General features: G+C 73.6%; 18 protein-coding genes, 4 tRNA genes, 1 pseudogene and 1 riboswitch. Of the genes and pseudogenes, 8 read left to right on the top strand and 15 right to left on the bottom strand.

Features of this window, described 5'->3' with window-relative positions:
• Positions 1 to 225: 225 nt before the first annotated feature.
• Entirely contained in the window at positions 226 to 615 is a 390-nt protein-coding gene (locus tag B1A86_RS05360; protein ID WP_078025555.1) for a heavy metal-responsive transcriptional regulator, read from the bottom strand.
• 71 nt (positions 616 to 686) lie between these two features.
• On the opposite strand from B1A86_RS05360, the gene merA reads away from it, so the two are divergent.
• Positions 687 to 2,135 (top strand): mercury(II) reductase, encoded by a 1,449-nt coding sequence (gene merA, locus B1A86_RS05355; RefSeq protein WP_277244316.1) that lies wholly within the window; start codon positions 687 to 689, stop codon positions 2,133 to 2,135.
• Between the two features lie 271 nt (positions 2,136 to 2,406).
• Here the strand turns inward: merA and B1A86_RS11570 are convergent, their stop codons facing one another.
• From B1A86_RS11570 to B1A86_RS05345, 3 genes are all read right to left on the bottom strand, one after another.
• Entirely contained in the window at positions 2,407 to 2,547 is a 141-nt protein-coding gene (locus B1A86_RS11570; protein ID WP_002854087.1) for a hypothetical protein, read from the bottom strand.
• A 64-nt stretch (positions 2,548 to 2,611) separates the two neighbouring features.
• On the bottom strand, positions 2,612 to 3,523 hold the full coding sequence (locus B1A86_RS05350; RefSeq protein ID WP_002854089.1) for a cation diffusion facilitator family transporter: 912 nt from the start codon (positions 3,521 to 3,523) through the stop codon (positions 2,612 to 2,614).
• Positions 3,523 to 3,897, bottom strand: a complete 375-nt coding sequence (locus B1A86_RS05345; RefSeq protein ID WP_044659923.1) for a helix-turn-helix transcriptional regulator — start codon at positions 3,895 to 3,897, stop codon at positions 3,523 to 3,525. The genes B1A86_RS05350 and B1A86_RS05345 overlap by 1 nt, the downstream gene beginning before the upstream one ends.
• Before the next feature lie 238 nt (positions 3,898 to 4,135).
• Between B1A86_RS05345 and B1A86_RS05340 the strand changes: the two genes are divergently transcribed.
• The 3 genes and pseudogenes from B1A86_RS05340 to B1A86_RS05335 all read left to right on the top strand — a co-directional run bounded on the left by B1A86_RS05340 (position 4,136) and on the right by B1A86_RS05335 (position 6,482).
• Positions 4,136 to 5,389: an IS256 family transposase gene (locus B1A86_RS05340; protein ID WP_002854328.1), complete on the top strand. Its 1,254-nt coding sequence runs from the start codon at positions 4,136 to 4,138 to the stop codon at positions 5,387 to 5,389.
• A gap of 49 nt (positions 5,390 to 5,438) precedes the next feature.
• Positions 5,439 to 5,543: pseudogene (locus tag B1A86_RS11725) on the top strand (ArsR family transcriptional regulator); the annotation flags it as partial.
• A gap of 44 nt (positions 5,544 to 5,587) precedes the next feature.
• Positions 5,588 to 6,482, top strand: a protein-coding gene (locus B1A86_RS05335) for an IS5 family transposase (RefSeq protein WP_138976798.1) whose coding sequence is annotated in 2 segments (ribosomal slippage) — positions 5,588 to 5,944 and positions 5,946 to 6,482 — 894 coding nt in all. Because the reading frame shifts where the segments join, the coding sequence is not laid out codon by codon here.
• Here B1A86_RS05335 and B1A86_RS05330 read toward each other — a convergent pair.
• From B1A86_RS05330 to B1A86_RS05275, 11 genes are all read right to left on the bottom strand, one after another.
• Complete coding sequence (locus B1A86_RS05330; RefSeq protein WP_078026260.1) at positions 6,468 to 6,752, bottom strand: hypothetical protein; 285 nt, start codon at positions 6,750 to 6,752, stop codon at positions 6,468 to 6,470. The two genes, B1A86_RS05335 and B1A86_RS05330, sit on opposite strands and share 15 nt — an antisense overlap.
• A 554-nt stretch (positions 6,753 to 7,306) precedes the next feature.
• Positions 7,307 to 7,789 carry a 6,7-dimethyl-8-ribityllumazine synthase gene (gene ribH / locus B1A86_RS05320; RefSeq protein ID WP_020624532.1) on the bottom strand — a complete coding sequence of 161 codons (483 nt, stop codon included), beginning with the start codon at positions 7,787 to 7,789 and terminating at the stop codon, positions 7,307 to 7,309.
• A complete protein-coding gene (locus tag B1A86_RS05315; protein ID WP_069941991.1) occupies positions 7,786 to 9,099 on the bottom strand; it encodes a bifunctional 3,4-dihydroxy-2-butanone-4-phosphate synthase/GTP cyclohydrolase II in 1,314 nt (437 codons plus the stop codon). Before B1A86_RS05315 ends, ribH begins: the two co-directional genes overlap by 4 nt.
• A complete protein-coding gene (locus B1A86_RS05310; protein ID WP_069941990.1) occupies positions 9,096 to 9,752 on the bottom strand; it encodes a riboflavin synthase in 657 nt (218 codons plus the stop codon). The genes B1A86_RS05315 and B1A86_RS05310 overlap by 4 nt, the downstream gene beginning before the upstream one ends.
• Positions 9,753 to 10,886 (bottom strand): bifunctional diaminohydroxyphosphoribosylaminopyrimidine deaminase/5-amino-6-(5-phosphoribosylamino)uracil reductase RibD, encoded by a 1,134-nt coding sequence (gene ribD, locus B1A86_RS05305; RefSeq protein ID WP_138976797.1) that lies wholly within the window; start codon positions 10,884 to 10,886, stop codon positions 9,753 to 9,755.
• On the bottom strand, positions 10,883 to 11,587 hold the full coding sequence (pnuC, locus tag B1A86_RS05300) for a nicotinamide riboside transporter PnuC (protein ID WP_004167571.1): 705 nt from the start codon (positions 11,585 to 11,587) through the stop codon (positions 10,883 to 10,885). The genes ribD and pnuC overlap by 4 nt, the downstream gene beginning before the upstream one ends.
• Positions 11,588 to 11,669: 82 nt before the next feature.
• Positions 11,670 to 11,814, bottom strand: a riboswitch (FMN riboswitch).
• A gap of 104 nt (positions 11,815 to 11,918) precedes the next feature.
• Positions 11,919 to 12,590 (bottom strand): ribulose-phosphate 3-epimerase, encoded by a 672-nt coding sequence (gene rpe, locus B1A86_RS05295; protein ID WP_069941987.1) that lies wholly within the window; start codon positions 12,588 to 12,590, stop codon positions 11,919 to 11,921.
• A 16-nt stretch (positions 12,591 to 12,606) separates the two neighbouring features.
• Positions 12,607 to 14,238, bottom strand: a complete 1,632-nt coding sequence (locus B1A86_RS05290; RefSeq protein WP_078026259.1) for an RsmB/NOP family class I SAM-dependent RNA methyltransferase — start codon at positions 14,236 to 14,238, stop codon at positions 12,607 to 12,609.
• Positions 14,235 to 15,335 (bottom strand): methionyl-tRNA formyltransferase, encoded by a 1,101-nt coding sequence (locus B1A86_RS05285; RefSeq protein ID WP_078026258.1) that lies wholly within the window; start codon positions 15,333 to 15,335, stop codon positions 14,235 to 14,237. The genes B1A86_RS05290 and B1A86_RS05285 overlap by 4 nt, the downstream gene beginning before the upstream one ends.
• Complete coding sequence (gene def / locus B1A86_RS05280; protein ID WP_078026257.1) at positions 15,332 to 15,916, bottom strand: peptide deformylase; 585 nt, start codon at positions 15,914 to 15,916, stop codon at positions 15,332 to 15,334. Before def ends, B1A86_RS05285 begins: the two co-directional genes overlap by 4 nt.
• Entirely contained in the window at positions 15,913 to 16,899 is a 987-nt protein-coding gene (locus B1A86_RS05275; RefSeq protein ID WP_078026256.1) for a cytochrome, read from the bottom strand. The genes def and B1A86_RS05275 overlap by 4 nt, the downstream gene beginning before the upstream one ends.
• A gap of 158 nt (positions 16,900 to 17,057) precedes the next feature.
• Here B1A86_RS05275 and B1A86_RS05270 point away from each other — a divergent pair.
• From B1A86_RS05270 to B1A86_RS05255, 4 genes are all read left to right on the top strand, one after another.
• Positions 17,058 to 17,131, top strand: a tRNA-Gly gene (locus tag B1A86_RS05270).
• A gap of 18 nt (positions 17,132 to 17,149) precedes the next feature.
• Positions 17,150 to 17,220, top strand: a tRNA-Cys gene (locus tag B1A86_RS05265).
• Between the two features lie 58 nt (positions 17,221 to 17,278).
• Positions 17,279 to 17,350 (top strand) — tRNA-Val (locus B1A86_RS05260).
• Positions 17,351 to 17,378: 28 nt separating this feature from the next.
• Positions 17,379 to 17,452, top strand: a tRNA-Gly gene (locus tag B1A86_RS05255).
• The last annotated feature ends 54 nt before the right edge of the window (positions 17,453 to 17,506 follow it).

Below are 17,506 nucleotides of genomic sequence, written 5' to 3'. Positions count from 1 at the left end.
TCGGAGCTCAGTGGCGGCCTCCAAGCACGCGGGCAAGAGGGCGCTGCGAGTGAGGCTCACGTTCCGCAAGCCGATCCTTCACCGGGACAGCGGCCGACGGCAGGCCGGAGGAATAGGCGTCGCGATAGGGTGCACCCCGCGCAACAGAACCGTTGCGAAAGGTCTAACACCCCAACGCAACAGAGTGGGCCGCCATGCGCTGCCACGGGCCCGTGAACTTCGGTGTCACAGGTAGCGGCAGACATCCTCGGGGGAGCACGTGGCCGGGTCGCCGGCGGCGGCGTCCTCGCGCAGGTCGGCGATCGTGGTGCGTAGCTGCGCGAGCTCGGCGAGTTGCCGGTCGATCACATCAAGGCGGGTGTCGAGCAGGTCGGTGACGTGCCGGCAGGGGGCCTGCCCCCGGTCGCGGATGTCCAGCACCTGACCGATCTGGGCCAGGGTCAGCCCGACCGCTTGCCCCCGGCGGATGAAGTCCAGCCGGTCGAGCACCTCGGCGCCGTAGTCCCGGTAGCCCGCCGGGGTGCGGTCCGCGGCGGGTAGCAGCCCGACCTCCTCGTAGTACCGCAGGGTCTTGCTCGTCGTGCCCGACGCCCGAGCCACCTCACCGATCCGCATGCCACTCATTCTCCCCCTTGACCTTCCAGTGCACTGGAAGGTCGATCCTGAGGGCGATGAAGGAGGAGTTCATGACGGCAACGGCTAACAGCAGGTCGTATGACCTGGCAATGATCGGGTCCGGTGGGGCGGCGTTCGCGGCCGCGATCCGCGCCACCAACCTCGGCAGACGGGTGGTGATGATCGAGCGTGGCACCGTCGGCGGTACCTGCGTGAACACCGGGTGCGTGCCCTCCAAGGCCTTGCTCGCGACCGCCGAGGCCCGCCACGTCACACTCGACGCCTCCCGGTTCCCCGGCCTGCCGTTCCCCGAAGTCCGGCCGGTCGACATGCCCGCCTTGATCGCCGGCAAGGATCGGCTCGTCGGGTCACTGCGTGGCGAGAAGTACCTGGACCTGGCCACCGAGTACGGATGGGATCTCCACCCCGGGGACGCCACGTTCGTCGGCACACCCAGCGAGCCGGCACTGCGCGTCACCGGCCCTGACGGCACGGTGGAGACGGTCCGGGCCGCGCACTACCTCATCGCCACCGGCTCCAGGCCCTGGGCGCCGCCGGTCCCCGGCCTGCAGGAGGCCGGTTACCTGACCTCGACCACCGCGATGGAACTGGACCACGTCCCGGAGTCGCTGCTGGTCATCGGCGGCGGCTACGTCGCGATGGAGCAGGCCCAGCTCTTCGCTCGGCTCGGCGTCCGGGTCACCATGCTGGTCCGCTCACGGCTGGCGTCCCAGGAAGAACCCGAGGCGTCCACCGCCCTGGATGAGATCTTCACGGACGAAGGCATCCAGATCATCCGCGGCGCGGTGCCCAGCGCGGTCCGCCGCGACCCGGCCACCGGCGAGGTCACGGTCACTGCCACCACCACTGACGGCTCACAGGAACTCCGGGCGGCCGAGGTACTCGTCGCCACCGGGCGCCGCCCGGTCACCGCCACGCTCGGTCTCGACACCGTCGACGTGCGCACCGGCGACCACGGCGAGGTGGTTGTCGACAGCCATCTGCGCAGCACCAACCCGCGCGTCTGGGCTGCCGGTGACGTCACCGCCCACCGTCAGTTCGTGTACGTCGCCGCGGCCCACGGCGCCCTCGTCGCCGACAACGCCCTCACCGGCGCCGGCCTCGAGGTCGACTACCGCCACCTGCCCCGGGTCGTGTTCACCAGCCCCGCCCTGGCCGCCGTCGGGATGACCGAACGGCAGGCCTCCGCTGCCGGGATCCGCTACGACAGCCGTGTCCTGTCACTCGCGCACGTCCCACGCGCGATCGTCAACCGCGACACCCGCGGGTTCATCAAGATGGTCACCGACGCCGACACCGGCCGCATCATCGGCATTACCGCCCTGGCCCAGGACGCCGGCGACCTCGCCGCCGCCGGGGTCTACATGCTCGAGGCCGGCATGACCACCAGCCAGGTCGCCAACCTCTGGAGCCCCTACCTGACCATGGCCGAAGGCCTCAAGCTCACCGCGCAGGCCTTCACCACCGACATCGCCAAGCTCTCCTGCTGCGCGGCGTGAACCTGCCCCGCACACAGGGACACCGATAGGGGACCGCCTCGCCCCGGGGCGCGAGACAAGAAAATGGGCGCCGATCAGCCCTACTTACTGGCACCCCTGCGTATCGGACCTGCAACCACCGGGGAGTTCAGTCGATGCAAGAACTCCCGTCCCAGGCCTATATCTGGACGTCTTCACGACCTCTACGTGCTCGACCCGACGAGGACAGCACTGGACGACGCGATGACCGCCTTGCGGCGCCGCCATGAGGCCGCGGTCCGTTTGGGCCGCGTCACCGCACCACCATGACCACGATCGTCACCACGTAAGCCGCGGCGACCAGACCGATCCCCAGCAGGGTGAGCACCACCCCGCGCCGGGCCGGCCGCTGGCCCTCGTCCGGCCCGGGGCCCTTGCCGTGCTTCGCGGTCATCGCGCGCTCCTAAGACGTTGCTCAAGCATGTGCGGCTCTCGCGAGCGGGCTTCCGTGCCGAGTGCTACCAGCTCAGGTCGTGACAGCCGTCGCTGCCGGCGCCCTCCACCTGCAAGGTGGCATGGGCGATACCGTAACGGTCGCGCAGCACCCGGCGCGCGCCGGCAAGCACGGCGCCGTGGTCCGCGCCCTGGTCAGCGACCAGGTGGGCCGTGGCCACGTTCATCCCCGACGTCAGGGTCCACAGGTGCAGGTCGTGGACCTCCTCCACCCCCTCGACCGCGTCCAGGTCACCGGCGACGTCCTCCGGGTCCACCCCTTCCGGGGCGTGCTGGCCCAGCACCGCGATCACCTGCCTGCCCAGAACCACCGCCCGGATGATGACGAAGACCGCGATGAGCGCCGCGACCACGACGTCCCAGATCGGCTGGCCGGTGAGGATGATCAGCACGCCGGCGACCATGACACCCACCGACCCGGCGGCGTCGGCGATCACCTCGTAGTAGGCGCCCTTGACGTTCAGGCTGTCCTTGGCCCCGCTGCGCAGCAGCAGCATGGAGATGATGTTGATCACCAGGCCGGCGAAGCCGACCGCGAGCATGGCGCCGGAGGCCACCTCCGGCGCGTCGCCCAGCCGGCTGATGGCCTCGACCACCACGTACACCCCGACCGCGAGCATCGCCAGCACCGCCAACGCCGAGGCGAACACCTCGGCCCGGTAGGAGCCATAGGTGCGTCGCCCTGTGGAGTCCGGCCGGCTCGCGATGCGCGTCGCCAGCAGCGCCGCACCCAGCACCACCACATCGGCAGCCATGTGCCCGGCATCCGACAGCAGCGCCAACGACCCCGACACCAGCCCCGCGACCAGCTCGATCAGGAAGAAGCCCGCCGTCAGGGCGAACGCCCCCGCCAGCCGCCGACGGTAGCGGCCACCGGCATGCCCGGTCGCCGGGGCATGGCTGTGTCCCGCCCCCATCAGCCCTGCCCCTCGTGGCGGGCGTGCTCACGGGAGACGTCCAGCAGCATCCGCACATGCCCGTCAGCGAGGCGGTAGTACACCATCCGCCCCTCCCGGCGGTTCTCGACCACCCCAGCGGTACGCAGCACCCGCAGCACCTGGGACACCGACGCCTCCGCGACATCGACCGACGCCGCCAGGTCACACACGCACAGCTCGCCGGCCTCCAGCAACGCATACAGCGCCCGGGCACGGCGCGGGTCCCCCAGGAGCTTGAACAGCCCGGCCAACCTGCCGGCCTCGCGCTCGTCGGGGATCCTCTCCCGGGTCAGCGCCACCTTCTCCGGATGGACGGCGGTGACCTGACACGAATCCAACGGCGTCACACTCATGCCACGACCATACACCTATGCAGATATCAGCAGCGGGAGCCACACACGAGAGGTCAGCAGGTTCTGTATGCTCAGCGCATGCTGACTATTGCTTCGCGGCTGGACGTGATGAACCGAGTTGAGTCCCGCATAGTGGTGTAGCGCCCGGTGGTCGGGCACGTCGTTCCAGACGTGGACGCGGCCACCGTGTGATCCTTCGAGTCAACCTCTCACAGAATCCTCGAATGGAGTCATCACGATGACCGCTCCTCATATTGTCGACCCTGCCGGCCTGCTGGGCGAAGCCCTGTCCGAGGCCTCCCCGGACATGATGCGCCACCTGCTGCAGACGATGATCAACACCCTGCTCTGCGCTGACGCCGATGCGGTGGTCGGCGCCGAATGGGGCAAACCCTCCCGTGACCGCACGGCCCAGCGCAATGGGTACCGGCACCGGGACCTGGACACCCGGGTCGGCACCGTGGACGTGGCCATCCCGAAGCTGCGCTCGGGCACCTACTTCCCGGAATGGCTGCTCGAGCGGCGCAAGCGGGCCGAATCGGCGCTGATCACCGTGGTCGCAGACTGCTACCTGGCCGGTGTCTCTACCCGGCGGATGGACAAGCTGGTCAAGACCTTGGGCATCAATGCCCTGTCGAAGTCCCAGGTGTCCCGGATGGCCGCGGACCTCGATGAGCAGGTGGAGGCCTTCCGCCACCGGCCGCTCGGGGAGGCGGGACCGTTCACGTTCGTTGCCGCGGACGCGTTGACGATGAAGGTGCGTGAGGGCGGGCGTGTGGTCAACGCGGTGGTGCTCATCGCCACCGGGGTCAACGGCGACGGCCACCGCGAAGTGTTGGGCCTGCGGGTGGCCACCAGCGAGACCGGGGCGGCGTGGAACGAGTTCTTCGCCGACTTGGTCGCCCGGGGCCTGGCCGGGGTCCGGCTGGTCACCTCTGATGCCCACCCCGGGCTCAAGGACGCCATCGCCGCGAACCTGCCCGGTGCGGTGTGGCAACGCTGCCGCACCCACTACGCGGCGAACCTGATGGGCATCACCCCGAAGAGCATGTGGCCGGCGGTGAAGGCCATGCTCCACTCGGTCTACGACCAGCCCGATGCCGCCAGCGTCAACGCCCAGTTCGACCGGCTGCTGGACTACGTGAGCGAGAAACTGCCGGTGGTGGCCGAGCACCTCGATGCTGCCCGGGCCGACATCCTGGCGTTCACCACATTCCCCAAGGACGTCTGGACCCAGATCTGGTCGAACAACCCGGCCGAGCGGCTCAACCGCGAGATCCGCCGCCGCACCGACGCGGCGGGCATCTTCCCCAACCGGGCGGCCATCGTACGACTGGTGGGCGCGGTGCTGGCCGAGCAGACAGACGAGTGGGCCGAGGGCCGTCGCTACCTCGGCCTGGAGGTCCTGGCCCGCTGCCGACTCACCACCGTCAGCAACACGGGAAGCGAGGTGAACCCCGACACCGCGCCCGCCCTCGAGTTCAGCGCCTGACAACCCCAACGAAGGAATCAGCCGCTACACCACTTCATGGGGCTTGACCATGAACCGGCTGGGCCGGGCGATGGCCGACCCGACCCGCTCCCGCATCCTCATGACACTCCTCGAGGGCCCGAGCTACCCGGCGGTACTCGCCCGCGACCTAGGGCGTGTCTGAGAATAGATGCACGAGTCAGCTGAGACCCTGGGGACATGTTTCGGTTCCAGATGCTCTCCGACGCCCAATGGGAGTTGATCGCCCCGATGCTCCCGACCCGGACCGGCCGCGCCGGCAGGCCGTTCGCCGACGCCCGCGCCATGGTGGAGGCGATCATCTACCGGTACCGGTGCGGAATCGCTTGGAGGGATCTGCCCGAGGTCTACGGGCCCTGGCAGACCGTGTGGACCTGGCATCGGGGCTTGGCCGAAAAAGGCACCTGGGACACGGTGCTGGCCACGCTGACCGCCGCCGCTGACGCCGAAGGCCTGATCGATTGGTCGGTCTCGGTGGACTCCACGATCGCCCGCGCCCACCAGCACGCGACGAACATCACCCGCCACACAGGGGGATGGATCGAACTACAAGAATCCGCGTGAGGAGCCGGCCGATCACGGCATCGGGCGCTCCCGTGGCGGGCTGAGCACGAAGATCCATCAGCTCGTCGATGGGACCGGGCTGCCGCTGGTCAGCCTGATCACCCCCGGCCAGGCAGGGGACTCCCCGATGCTGCTTCCTCTTCTGGAGCAGCTGCGCGTGACCCGGCCAGTAGGGCGGCCCCGGACCCGCCCCGAGGCCGTGCTGGGCGATAAGGCGTACTCCTCCCGGGCGATCCGCACCCACCTACGTGCCCGTGGGATCAAAGCGGTCATCCCCGAACCGGCCGACCAGCAGGGCCACCGCAGACGGCGCGGTGCCCGCGGCGGGCGCCCCATTGGCCTCGACGCGGACGCCTACAAGGGCCGCAATGTCATCGAGCGTCAGTACGCTCACCTGAAGCCGTGGCGGGGTCTGGCGACCCGGTATGACAAGTACGCGATCATCTACAGGGCCGCTGTGGTCCTGAATGCTGTGATCGCATGGTCCAAACGATTGTCAGACATGCCCTAGGGCTTCGATGACCGCGGCCTGGCTGGGCGTTGCCGGGTTCGTGGCGGCCTCTCGACGCACCGCGTCGCGGATCGCTTCGGGCACTCGCACGTTCAGGGCCACGGTCGGCGCCCCACGCCGCGCCAGGGGCGCATACCCACCGGCCGGGTCCGAGGTCGTTGCCGGTTCTGCGGGGATCACCGCTCCGGGAGCCTGGGTCTGGGGGGCCGGGGTGGGCTTGCGTCGCTGTGCTCGCAGACTCAGGTCGGGCTCAAGCTGCTTCTCGTTCATGCGGTGATCCTTTCGAAGATGAGGCCGGCCAGGTCGGCGTAGGCGGAGGCGACGGGTTCGCGCTTCTCATAGTGGCCCAGCCAGTCGCAGGCCAGACGTGCACCGGGGACGATGGAGCGGGCCGGCACCAGGGGGGTGAGCAGCAGCCCGGTCTCGCGCAGCTCCCAGCAGGGCCATGGACTGTTTGAACGCGGCCACGCTGCGGCAGGCTCCGTGCACCCCGACGCAGTCGTCCGAGGCGGGGCGGGCCGCATAGATCACCCGTCTGCGGCGGTGAACGCGTTGGGGGTCAACGGCCCGCCCTGACGGTCGGGGCAGTGGACGACGAGCTGTGGATGCCGCGAGCGAGACGAAGGGCGGGGGCTTCGCGTCTCCGCCTCTATCGTCGGGTCCCCCGCGACGGGGAGGCCCTGATGAGCCCATCCATGACGGCGCGTGGCCGCCGGCGTTCCGGACGGGCCCGGCTGACCGGCCTGCGCTCACGCCGCCAGCCCCGGGGACAGGGCCACATCAAGAGCAGCCGACCCAGCAGGCCGCCCCCCGCCCGGCCGCCCTCAGTCCCGCGGCGTGACCGAGCGCAGCGCGAGCTCGGTGAGCACCGCCGCCTCGAGGGCCTCGCGGCCCTTGTCCTCGCGGGATCCGGGCAGGCCCGCCCGGTCGCGGGCCTGCTGCTCGGTGTCCACGGTGAGCACGCCGAAGCCCACGGGAACGCCGGTGCGCACCGAGACCTCCGTCACGCCCTGGGTCACGGACTGGCACACGTAGTCGAAGTGCGGGGTGTCCCCGCGCACCACGACGCCGAGGACCACGACGACGTCGAAGCGCTCCGCCAGCCGCGCCGCAGCGACGGTGAGCTCGACGGTGCCGGGCACGCGCACGAGCACGGGCTCCAGGCCCAGGTCGGCCGCGGCGGCCTGCGCCCCGGCGATCAGCCCGTCCATGATCTCCGTGTGCCACTGGGCGGCGACGATCGCCACGTTCAGGCCGCTCGCAGCGGCGGGGTCGGGGGTGAAGGTCGGGGCTCCGGCGCCGCTCATGGGGTGTCCTCCTGGTGGGTGGGGTGGGTCGGGTCGGTGGTCGGGTCATCGGCCGGCGTGGCGGGGCCGCCGGTGGCCGTCGGCGGTTCGAGCACGCGGTCCGCCAGGGCGTGGGCCATGCGGTCCCGCTTGGTGCGCAGGTAGACCACGTTGTGCTCGGTGACAGGCGTGGGGGCCGGGACACGCTCGACGACGTCGATGCCGGCCGCCCGCAGCCCCGCGACCTTCGCGGGGTTGTTGGTGACGAGGCGGATGCGCCGATGGCCGGCGGCCGTGAGGACGGCGGCGGCCCCGGCCCAGTCGCGCGCCTCGGCGGGCAGACCGAGGGCGAGGTTGGCCTCGACGGTGTCCATCCCCTCCTCCTGGAGCCGGTAGGCGCGGATCTTGTTGGCCAGGCCGATGCCGCGTCCTTCGTGGCCCCGGAGGTAGAGGACGGCGCCGCCCTCGGCCGCCGCGCGGGCGAGGGCGTCCTCGAGCTGGGGGCCGCAGTCGCAGCGCAGGGAGCCGAGGACGTCGCCGGTGAGGCACTCCGAGTGCACGCGGACGGTGAGGGGACGCTCCGAGTCGGTCTCCCCCGCCACGAGCAGCAGGTGCTCGGCCCCGGTCTCGGCGTCCACGTGCACGCTCACGCGGAACAGGCCGTGCCGGGTCGGCAGGGTGGCCTCGGCGGGGACGGCGGTCAGGGCCGGCGTCGTCTCCTCCAGGTGGGCCACGAGGTCCTCGATGGAGATCAGCACGAGGCCGTGCTCGTCCGAGAACTCCCGCAGGGCGGGCAGGCGCATCATGGTGCCGTCGTCGTGGACGAGCTCGGCGATGGCGGCCACGGGCGCGACGCCGGCCAGGCGGCACAGCTCGACGCCGGCCTCGGTGTGGCCGCGGCGGGCCCGGACGCCGCCGGGGACGGCGCGCAGGGGGAACACATGACCGGGCCGGGTCAGGTCGCCGGGGGCGGCACCGGGGTCGGCGAGCAGGCGGAGGGTGCGGGTGCGGTCGGCGGCGGAGATGCCGGTGGTGACGCCGGCGGCGGCATCCACGCTCACGGTGTAGGCGGTGCCCTTGGGGTCCTCGTTGACGGTGGTCATGGGCGGCAGGGCCAGGCGGTCGGCCAGGCCGGCCGGCAGGGGCGCGCAGATGACGCCCGAGGTGTGGCGGACGGTGAAGGCGGTGACCTCGTCCGTGGCCAGGGCGGCCGCGTAGATCAGGTCGCCCTCGTTCTCGCGGTCGGCGTCGTCCACGACGACGACGGGCCGGCCGGCGGCGATCGCGGCGATCGCCACGGGGACGGGGTCCAGACGGATGTGCTCGCTCACGGGCGGGCCTCCTCGGTGGGTGCGGCGGGGGCGGAGGGGATGAGCGCGAGGCGCTCGGCGTACCGGGCGAGCACGTCGGTCTCGAGGTTGACGCGGTCGCCCGGCCGCAGGGCGCCCAGGGTGGTGGCCTCGAGTGTGGCCGGGATGATGCCGACCTCGAACCAGTGCGCGGCCGCGCCCGGGTCGGAGACGGCGGTGACGGTGAGGGAGACGCCCTGCAGGGCGATGGCCCCCTGCGCGGGGACGTAGCGGGCCAGGCGGGCGGGCAGGCCGATGCGCAGGGTGGTCCAGGCCCCGTGCGGGGTGACCGCGAGGACCTCGCCGGTCCCGTCCACGTGGCCCTGGACCACGTGCCCGTCCAGGTGGTCGGTGGGGCGCAGGCAGCGCTCGAGGTTGACCCGGTCCCCCGGGGCGCGGTCGCCGAGGCTGGTCATCCGCAGCGTCTGGCCCATGAGGTCTGCACGGAACACGCCGGGGCGCTCCGTGGGTCCGTCGAGGGCCGTGAGGCACACGCCGTCGACGGCGAGCGAGCCGCCGGCGGGCAGCCCGTCGAGGGCGCCGCCGGCGTCGAGGGTCAGCAGGGCGGTGTCGGCGGCCGCGTCGTGCTCGAGGGCGACGACGGTGCCGAGATGGGTGACGATGCCGGTGAACACTCAGTCCTCCTGGAAACGGGTCGGGGCGGGGGCGGTGGGCAGGCGCGGGGCCGGCACCGGGCTCAGGTGGGTCCAGACGTCGACGCCGAGGGCACGGGCGGGGCCGCCCTCCGCGGGGTCGGGATGCCAGCGCGGTCCCTCGGACAGCGTGGCGACGTCCAGGCCGGCGACGGCGGCGCGGCCCGGGCCGAGCAGCAGGGGCGCGGTGTAGACCATGAGCTCGTCCACGAGGCCGGCGCGCAGCCACGCGCCGAGCACGCGGGGCCCGCCCTCGATGAGCACGTGCTCGGCACGGCGGCCGTGGGGCCAGGGCCCGGGATGGGCGGCGAGCGCGGCGAGGACGGCGTGCGGATCGTGGTCCGGCACGTGCAGCAGGACCGGGTGGGTGCGCAGGGCGGCGCCGTCGGGCACGGGCCGGTGACCCTGGACGACGGGCACGGGCTGGTGCGCGAGTTCGGCGCCGGCGGCGTCACGGGCGGTGAGGCGGGGGTCGTCGGCCAGGACGGTCCCCGTGCCGACGACGATGGCGTCGACGCGGGAGCGCACCTCGTGGGCGTGGACGCGGGAGTCCGGGCCGGTGATCCACTGGCTCGTGCCGTCGGCGGCCGCGGCGTGGCCGTCGAGGGACTGGGCGAGGTGTCCGGTCACCCACGGGCGGCCCGCGTCGCGGACCTCGCGCCAGCGGGCGGTGAGCGTGAGGGCGGCCGCCTCGCCGGTGGGGCCGGTGACGTGCACCCCGTGCGCGGCGAGGCGGGCCGCGCCGCCGCCGTCGTGACCGGTGGGGTCCGCGACGGCGTAGCGCAGTGCGCCGATCCCCGCGTCCAGGACGGCCTGCGAGCAGGGGCCGGTGCTGCCGGTGTGGTCACAGGGCTCGAGGGTGACGTGCAGCGTCAGGCCGGCGGGGTCGAGGGTGGCCAGGGCCGGATCCGCGGCGCGGGCGGCCCGCCAGCGGGTCAGGGCGTCGACCTCGGCGTGGGCGGTCCCCCGTCCGCGGTGGTGCCCGACGGCCAGGATGCGGCCGGCCGCGTCGGTCAGGACGGCCCCGACGAGGGGGTTGGCGCCGCGCACGCCGCGCAGCGCGGCGCCGACGGCGAGGTCCATGGGGTCGGCGGACGGGGTCTCGGCGGCGTTCATCGGGCGACGTCCCCCTCGGGGCCGTCCGGCAGCAGCGTCTCCACGGCGGGCTTGTCCCGGTCTGTGGCGCGCAGCCACACGAAGAAGCCGATCAGGGTGAAGGCGCCGTAGAAGGCGTACATGACGGCCGAGGCGTAGTAGCCGGTGCTCCACAGCAGGGGCACGCCGACGACGTCCACGGCCACCCAGATCAGCCAGAACTCCACCCAGCCGCGCGCCATGCCGTAGGTCGCCAGCAGCGATCCCACGAACGTCCAGGCGTCCGCCCACACCGGCTCCCACGAACCCAGCGCGCGGAACACGGGGGTGAGGGCGACGGTGCCGACCGCCATGGCCGTCACGAGGAACACGCGCCCGCGCCAGCCGGCCCACTCCGGGGTGATGGCGGGAGCGTCCTCGGCGTGGCCCCGGCGGGCCTGACGCCAGCGCGCCCAGCCGTAGACGGAGACGGCGATGAACATGACCTGTCGGCCGGCCTGGCCGAGCAGGGTGGCGTGATCGGCCCCCGTGAACAGGGAGGCGAGGAAGACCGTCAGGAGGATGAGGTTGCCGAGGATGCCCACGGGCCAGGCCCAGACCCTGCGCGCCATGCCGCCCAGGGCGGAGGCGAGGCCGAAGACGTTGCCCAGCACCTCGCGCATGAGCAGGCCGCCGCCGGCGACCGGGATGGTCCAGTTGAACGCGTCCACCAGCCAGTCCATGACCGTGACGCCACCTCCTCGGATCGGGACTCCGAGGGGTGCGCTCCGCAGCCCTCCCGCGCAGGGCGCGGAACGGCTCCGCCGCGTGCCTCTCCCATCCCGACTGTACGGTCGGCACCGGAATTCCACCGGTCAGGCCGCTCGGCACCGCCTCGGATGAGGACGGGCCGCGCGGTTAGCGGGCTGTCACCGCCGGTGCGGACTTCCACCGCATCTCGGAGCACGTTGCTGTCCAGCAGTATCGCACGCCCGGCCGGCCGCGCATGCCGGACGTCGCCGGACGACGCCGGGCGACGTCCGGCGCGGCGGGCGGGCGACGGCGTCGCCGGGCTCAGTGGCAGGCGCGGGCGGCGGCGGTGCGCAGGCCGGCGAGCGCGGCGTCGGGGTCCTCGGCGCCGAACACCGCGGAGCCGGCCACGAACACGTCGGCCCCGGCCTCGGCCGCGCGTTCGATGGTCTCGCGGTTCACGCCGCCGTCGACCTGGAGGGCCAGCGGGGCGGGCCCGCCGTCGAGGGCGCGGCGGGCCCGGCGGATCTTCGGCAGCACGACGTCGAGGAACGCCTGCCCCCCGAAGCCGGGCTCCACGGTCATCAGCAGGAGCATGTCCAGCTCCGGGAGCATGTCCAGGTAGGGCTCGACCGCGGTCGCCGGCCGCAGCGCCATGCCGGCCTTCGCTCCGGCCGCGCGCAGCTCGCGGGCCAGTCGGACGGGCGCCGCCGAGGCCTCGGCGTGGAAGGTGACGGACTCGGCCCCCGCCTCCGCGTAGCCGGGCGCCCAGCGGTCGGCGTCCTCGATCATCAGGTGGAGGTCCAGCGGCAGGTCCGTGGCGCGTCGGATCGCCTCGACCACGGGCAGGCCGAGGGTGAGGTTCGGGACGAAGTGGTTGTCCATGACGTCCACGTGCACCGCGTCCGCGCTGGGGATGCGGGCCAGGTCGTCGGCGAGGCGGGCGAAGTCCGCGGACAGGATCGAGGGGTGCAGGCGCGGGGGGCGGGCAGTCATGGTCGGGTCCTCTCGGTCAGGCGCCGGGGGCGCGCAGCAGGGCCAGGAACATGGCGTCGGTGCCGTGCCGGTGCGGCCAGAGCTGGGCCGTGCGGGCGACCACGTCTCCCGGCTTCGGCGCGCCGGCGGGTTCTGCCTCGTCCAGGCGCAGGTCGTCGAGCGCGACGGTGTCGAGGGCGGTGCGGGCGTCGAGCAGCTCCAGCTCGGGGTGGCGGCGCACGAGGTCCTGGACCTGGACGACGGTCTCCGCGACGTGCGGGGAGCAGGTCACGTAGGCGAGCACGCCGCCGGGGGCGAGGACGGAGACCGCCGCGTCGAGCAGCTCGGCCTGCAGGCCGGTGAGCTCGGCGAGGTCGGCCGGGGTGCGGCGCCAGCGTGACTCGGGTCGGCGGCGCAGCGCCCCGAGGCCGGTGCAGGGGGCGTCCACGAGGACGCGGTCGAACGCCGGGGCCGCCTCGGGGGCGTCGGCGATCGTGCGGCCGTCCCCGGTCCGGACGGTCCAGGCGTCGGCGGGCACGGCGGCGAGTGCCTGCCGGACGAGGTCGGCGCGGTGCGGGGCGACCTCGTTGGCCACGAGCGTCGCACCCCGCTCGGCGGCGAGGGCGGCCAGCAGGGCCGCCTTGCCGCCGGGGCCGGCGCACAGGTCGAGCCAGCGCTCGGCGCGCCCTTCGGCCGCGGGGACGGGCGCCTGGGCCAGGGCGCGGGCGGTGAGCTGGGAGCCGGCGTCCTGGACGCGGAGCACGCCCTCGCGCACCCCGGGCAGGCGGCCGGCGTCGCCGCCGGAGTGCAGGGCGGAGTCCGGGGCCAGCGGCCCGGGTTCGGCGCCGTCGTCGAGGGCCGCGGCGAGCGCCTCGGCCCCGCCGGCCACGGGCAGGGCGACGAGGTTGACCACGGGCGGGGCGTTGTCCGCCTCGAGCAGGGCGGCCAGCTCGGCGTCGCGGTCGGCGATGTGGCGGGTGCCGCGGTGGGCGGCCAGGGCCTGGCGCAGCGCGCGGACGATCCACACCGGGTGCGAGGCGCGGACGGCCAGGGCGGCGTCGCCACCGTCGGCGGGGGCGACGTCGGCCAGCCACTCCTCGAGGGGGCGTTCCGCGACCCGACGCAGCACCGCGTTCACGAACCCGGAGGCGCCGGCCCCGATCTCGGCGCGCACGAGGGAGACGGTGGCGTCGAGGGCGGCGTGGGCGGGCACGCGCATGCCCAGCAGCTGGTGGGCGCCGAGCCGCAGGGCGTCGAGCACGGGTGGGTCGATCTGCTCGAGCGGGCGGTCCACGCAGCGGGTCAGGATCGCGTCGTACAGGCCGAGCCCGCGCAGGGTGCCGTAGGCGAGTTCGGTGGCGAAGCCGGCGTCGCGCCGGTCGAGGCGGGCCTGGCGGATGCGCGCCGGGAGGACCAGGTTCGCGTACGCGTCCTCGGCGTGGACGGAGCGGACCACCCCGAACGCGACGCGGCGCGCCGGGTCGGCGGTGCGGGAGCGCTGCGACGGCGCCTGCGCCGAGTACTTCCGTCCGGCGCCGGAGCGACCCCGGTTGCGGGTGCGCCCCTGCGCGTCGCGGCGGTCCTGGGGGTCCGGCCGGGGTGCGCGGCCGCGTTCCCCGCGGGCCCCTCGCTCGCCCCGGCCCTGTCCTGCCTGTCCTTCGCGGCTCATGCGCGTGCCTCCTCGTCCTGTTCCGTGGCGTTCCGCGCGGCCTGGCGTGCCGCGGCCCGGGCGGCGGCGTCCCGTCGGGCCTGTTCTTCGTGGTGGGCGAGCGCCTCCCCGGCCAGCAGCGCGGCCCCGGCGGCGGCGCCGCGCGCCCAGTCGGCGGCCGGCATCAGCTTCCTGCCCGCCGGCTGGACGCGGGAGAGCCGGACGGCCCCGCCGGCCGTGCGCAGCCAGGCGGCCTTCGCGGCCACCAGGATCTGCCCGGGAACCGCGGCGTCGAGTACGGAGGGCCAGCCGTCGTCGCCGGCGCGGACCGGGGCGACGCCGTCGAGCTTGAAACGGGCCGGGGCGGCGCCGTCGTCCGCGGTCAGCCAGCCCCAGGCGCCGGGCTCGGGGGTGACGCCGTTGATCCGGGCGGCCACCTCGGCCGCCGGGCGGGCGGGGTCCACCAGGCCGTCTGCGGCCGTGAGCTTCGGCGCGTGGGTGGGTTCGCCGCGCTGGGGCGTGGCCGTCGCGGTGCCGTCCGCCAGGCGGTCGAGCACGTCGATCACGAGCGGGCCGCCGCGCTCGGCGAGGTCGGTGAGCACGGTCCCGGCGGTCTCGTCGGCCGCGACGGGGCGGGTGAGTCGGGCGAAGACGGGTCCGGTGTCCAGGCCCTCTTCGAGCTGGAACACGTCGGCGGCGATCTCGGTCTCCCCTGCCATCACGGCGCGCTGGACGGGGGCGGCGCCGCGGTAGGCCGGCAGCGCGGAGAAGTGCAGGTTGAGCCAGCCGTGGCGGGGGGTCTGCAGGGCCTCGGCGGGCACGAGCGCCCCGTAGGCGACGACGACGGCCACGTCCGCCTCGAGGGCGCGGATCGCCTGGAGGGCATCGGCGCCCTCGGGTCCGCGGAGTCGGTCGGCCTTGAGCACGGGCAGGCGGGCCTCCTCGGCCACGACCGCGACCGGCGACGGGGTCAGCACCCGCCGGCGCCCGACCGGGGCGTCCGGCCGGGTGAGCACGCCGACGACCTCGTGGGGTGAGTCGAGCAGGGCGCGCAGCACGGGCACGGCGGTCTCGGGCGTGCCGGCGTAGAGCACGCGCAGGGGCGTCGGGGCGGTCATCGGGCGGCTCCTGTTCCGGCGGCGGGGGCGCCGGGGGCGCCGAAGACCGAGCTGACGGCGGCCGCGCGCGCGGCCCCGATGCGGCGAGCGGCGCGGTCCACCTCGCCGGCGCGCATGCGGCGGCGGGCCTCACGGCGTTCCTCGCCGTCGAGGCGGTCGACGTAGAGGATCCCGTCGAGGTGGTCGGTCTCGTGCTGGAGGCAGCGGGCGAGCAGGCCGGTCCCCCGGTGCTCCACCGGGTTCCCGTCCACGTCGGTGCCGCGGACGACGGCCTCCGCGGCGCGCGCCGGGTGGTAGCGCAGCCCGGGCACGGACAGACACCCCTCGCCCGGCTCCCGCAGCGCCTGCCCGGCGGTCTCGAGCACGGGATTGACCACGTGCCCGGCGACGCCGGCGACGTCGAACACGAAGACCCGCAGACCCACGCCCACCTGGGGCGCGGCCAGGCCCACGCCCCCGACGGCGTGCATCGTCTCGATCATGTCCGCCACGAGGGCGCGCACGTCCGCACCCGCGGGCACGGGCGACGCGGCGGTGCGCAGGACGGGGTCGGGGATGGTGCGGACGGGCAGGACGGTCACGCCGTCACCCTATCGCCGCCCTCGGCAGACGCCGGGCGCGACGACAACCCGTCGGGCGCCACGGCCGGGGCGGCGTGGGAGCCGCCGCCGAACGCCGCGGCGCGCACGGCCTGCAGACCGGTGGCCGCCGACACCGGGACCGACGGCGGAGGCGGGCCGATGACACGGAGCGCGGGGCCGGCGTCGTCCACGGCCTGCGCGTGCTTCCAGACCTGGCGCAGGGCCCAGAACTTGTGCCAGTGGCGGGGCAGCACGCCCGGGTTGGCCTGGTGCACGGCGACCTCGGTCTCCCCCAGGGCGACGCCGAGCAGCATCTCGGCCTGCCCGTGCCGCCACTCCTCCCAGGTGCCGGCCTCGGGATCCACGAGGGACTCCTCCGCCTTCAGGCCGGCGGTCAACTGCATGACCACCTTGGGGTCGAGCGCCTTGACCCGTCCGTCCCGCCCCGTGCCCTTCGTCTTGTAGTCGATCAGGCACAGCCGGCCGCCGATTCGGGCGACGAGGTCCAGCGTGCCCGCGTAGCCCACCGTGTGGTTCCAGACGGTGATCTCGGCCGCGATCGGCCGGACGTCGTAGAGGTCCCACCACTCGTCGAAGCGGTCCGCGTAGGCGCCCTCGCCGTGCTCGATCAGCCGGGCCCGGGCCTCCGCCATGGTGTGGGGGCGGCCGAGGGCGCGCTGGGCCACCTGCTCGGCGTAGTCGTGCACGCGGTCCCCGCGCTCGGCCGCGGCGTCCCGGTAGCGGGCGGCGGCGTCGGCGGACTGGCGGGCCACCTGCTTCAGGCGCGCCGCGGAGCCCACGGATTCCGCCAGGCGCGGATCCTGGGTCACGGACTGGGCCGCCATCCACCCGACCCAGCCGTCCAGGTCCGTCTTCTCCATGCCGATCACGGTGGTGATGGACGGGACCTCGGGCAGGCCCGAGAGGGAGCGCGCGTACATGCGTCCGTGGGGGGTCTGATGCGCGAGGCGTGGCTGGGTCATGGTCAGCCATTCTGGCAGGGTCCGCGGACCCCCGACGGGGTGGCCCGACACGCCTGCCGACGCCGATTTTGCATCCGGGCGGAGATGGCCTAGAGTTCTTTCTCGTTGGAAAACGCAGGTGAGCGGCTCGGACGAGCGGATCCCGGCGGCACCGACACGCGGATGTAGCTCAGTTGGCTAGAGCGCCACCTTGCCAAGGTGGAGGTCGCGAGTTCGAATCTCGTCATCCGCTCGCTCAACCTTCACCCCTGGTCGGGTGGCCGAGAGGCGAGGCAGCGGCCTGCAAAGCCGTATACGCGGGTTCGAATCCCGTCCCGACCTCGCAGGCTTCTCCGACCGGGAGTGGCGGCATGTTCACCACCTCTTCGGAGGTGGACGAGCGCGATTGGCGCAGCGGTAGCGCGCTTCCCTGACACGGAAGAGGTCACTGGTTCGAACCCAGTATCGCGCACGGAGACGATCCGTGAGGATCGACTCAGGCGGATGTAGCTCAGTTGGCTAGAGCGCCACCTTGCCAAGGTGGAGGTCGCGAGTTCGAATCTCGTCATCCGCTCCGATCTGAAGGCCCCTCCCCTCGGGAGGGGCCTTCGTCGTGTCCGGCGGCCCG

This window comes from Micrococcus sp. KBS0714 (assembly GCF_002008305.4).
GTDB lineage: Bacteria > Actinomycetota > Actinomycetes > Actinomycetales > Micrococcaceae > Micrococcus > Micrococcus luteus.
Note: the sequence above shows the minus strand (reverse complement) of the source record. Positions and strands in the feature narration are given on the sequence as shown.

Coding starts and splice junctions, on each gene's coding strand:
- ribH (WP_020624532.1), bottom strand. CDS start 7,789: ATGAGCGGCGCCGGAGCCCCGACCTTCACCCCCGACCCCGCCGCTGCG.
- B1A86_RS05285 (WP_078026258.1), bottom strand. CDS start 15,335: ATGACCGCCCCGACGCCCCTGCGCGTGCTCTACGCCGGCACGCCCGAG.
- B1A86_RS05350 (WP_002854089.1), bottom strand. CDS start 3,523: ATGGGGGCGGGACACAGCCATGCCCCGGCGACCGGGCATGCCGGTGGC.
- B1A86_RS05340 (WP_002854328.1), top strand. CDS start 4,136: ATGACCGCTCCTCATATTGTCGACCCTGCCGGCCTGCTGGGCGAAGCC.
- B1A86_RS05360 (WP_078025555.1), bottom strand. CDS start 615: ATGCGGATCGGTGAGGTGGCTCGGGCGTCGGGCACGACGAGCAAGACC.
- ribD (WP_138976797.1), bottom strand. CDS start 10,886: ATGAACGCCGCCGAGACCCCGTCCGCCGACCCCATGGACCTCGCCGTC.
- merA (WP_277244316.1), top strand. CDS start 687: ATGACGGCAACGGCTAACAGCAGGTCGTATGACCTGGCAATGATCGGG.
- B1A86_RS05275 (WP_078026256.1), bottom strand. CDS start 16,899: ATGACCCAGCCACGCCTCGCGCATCAGACCCCCCACGGACGCATGTAC.
- pnuC (WP_004167571.1), bottom strand. CDS start 11,587: ATGGACTGGCTGGTGGACGCGTTCAACTGGACCATCCCGGTCGCCGGC.
- B1A86_RS05290 (WP_078026259.1), bottom strand. CDS start 14,238: ATGAGCCGCGAAGGACAGGCAGGACAGGGCCGGGGCGAGCGAGGGGCC.
- rpe (WP_069941987.1), bottom strand. CDS start 12,590: ATGACTGCCCGCCCCCCGCGCCTGCACCCCTCGATCCTGTCCGCGGAC.
- B1A86_RS11570 (WP_002854087.1), bottom strand. CDS start 2,547: ATGACCGCGAAGCACGGCAAGGGCCCCGGGCCGGACGAGGGCCAGCGG.
- B1A86_RS05330 (WP_078026260.1), bottom strand. CDS start 6,752: ATGAACGAGAAGCAGCTTGAGCCCGACCTGAGTCTGCGAGCACAGCGA.
- B1A86_RS05345 (WP_044659923.1), bottom strand. CDS start 3,897: ATGAGTGTGACGCCGTTGGATTCGTGTCAGGTCACCGCCGTCCATCCG.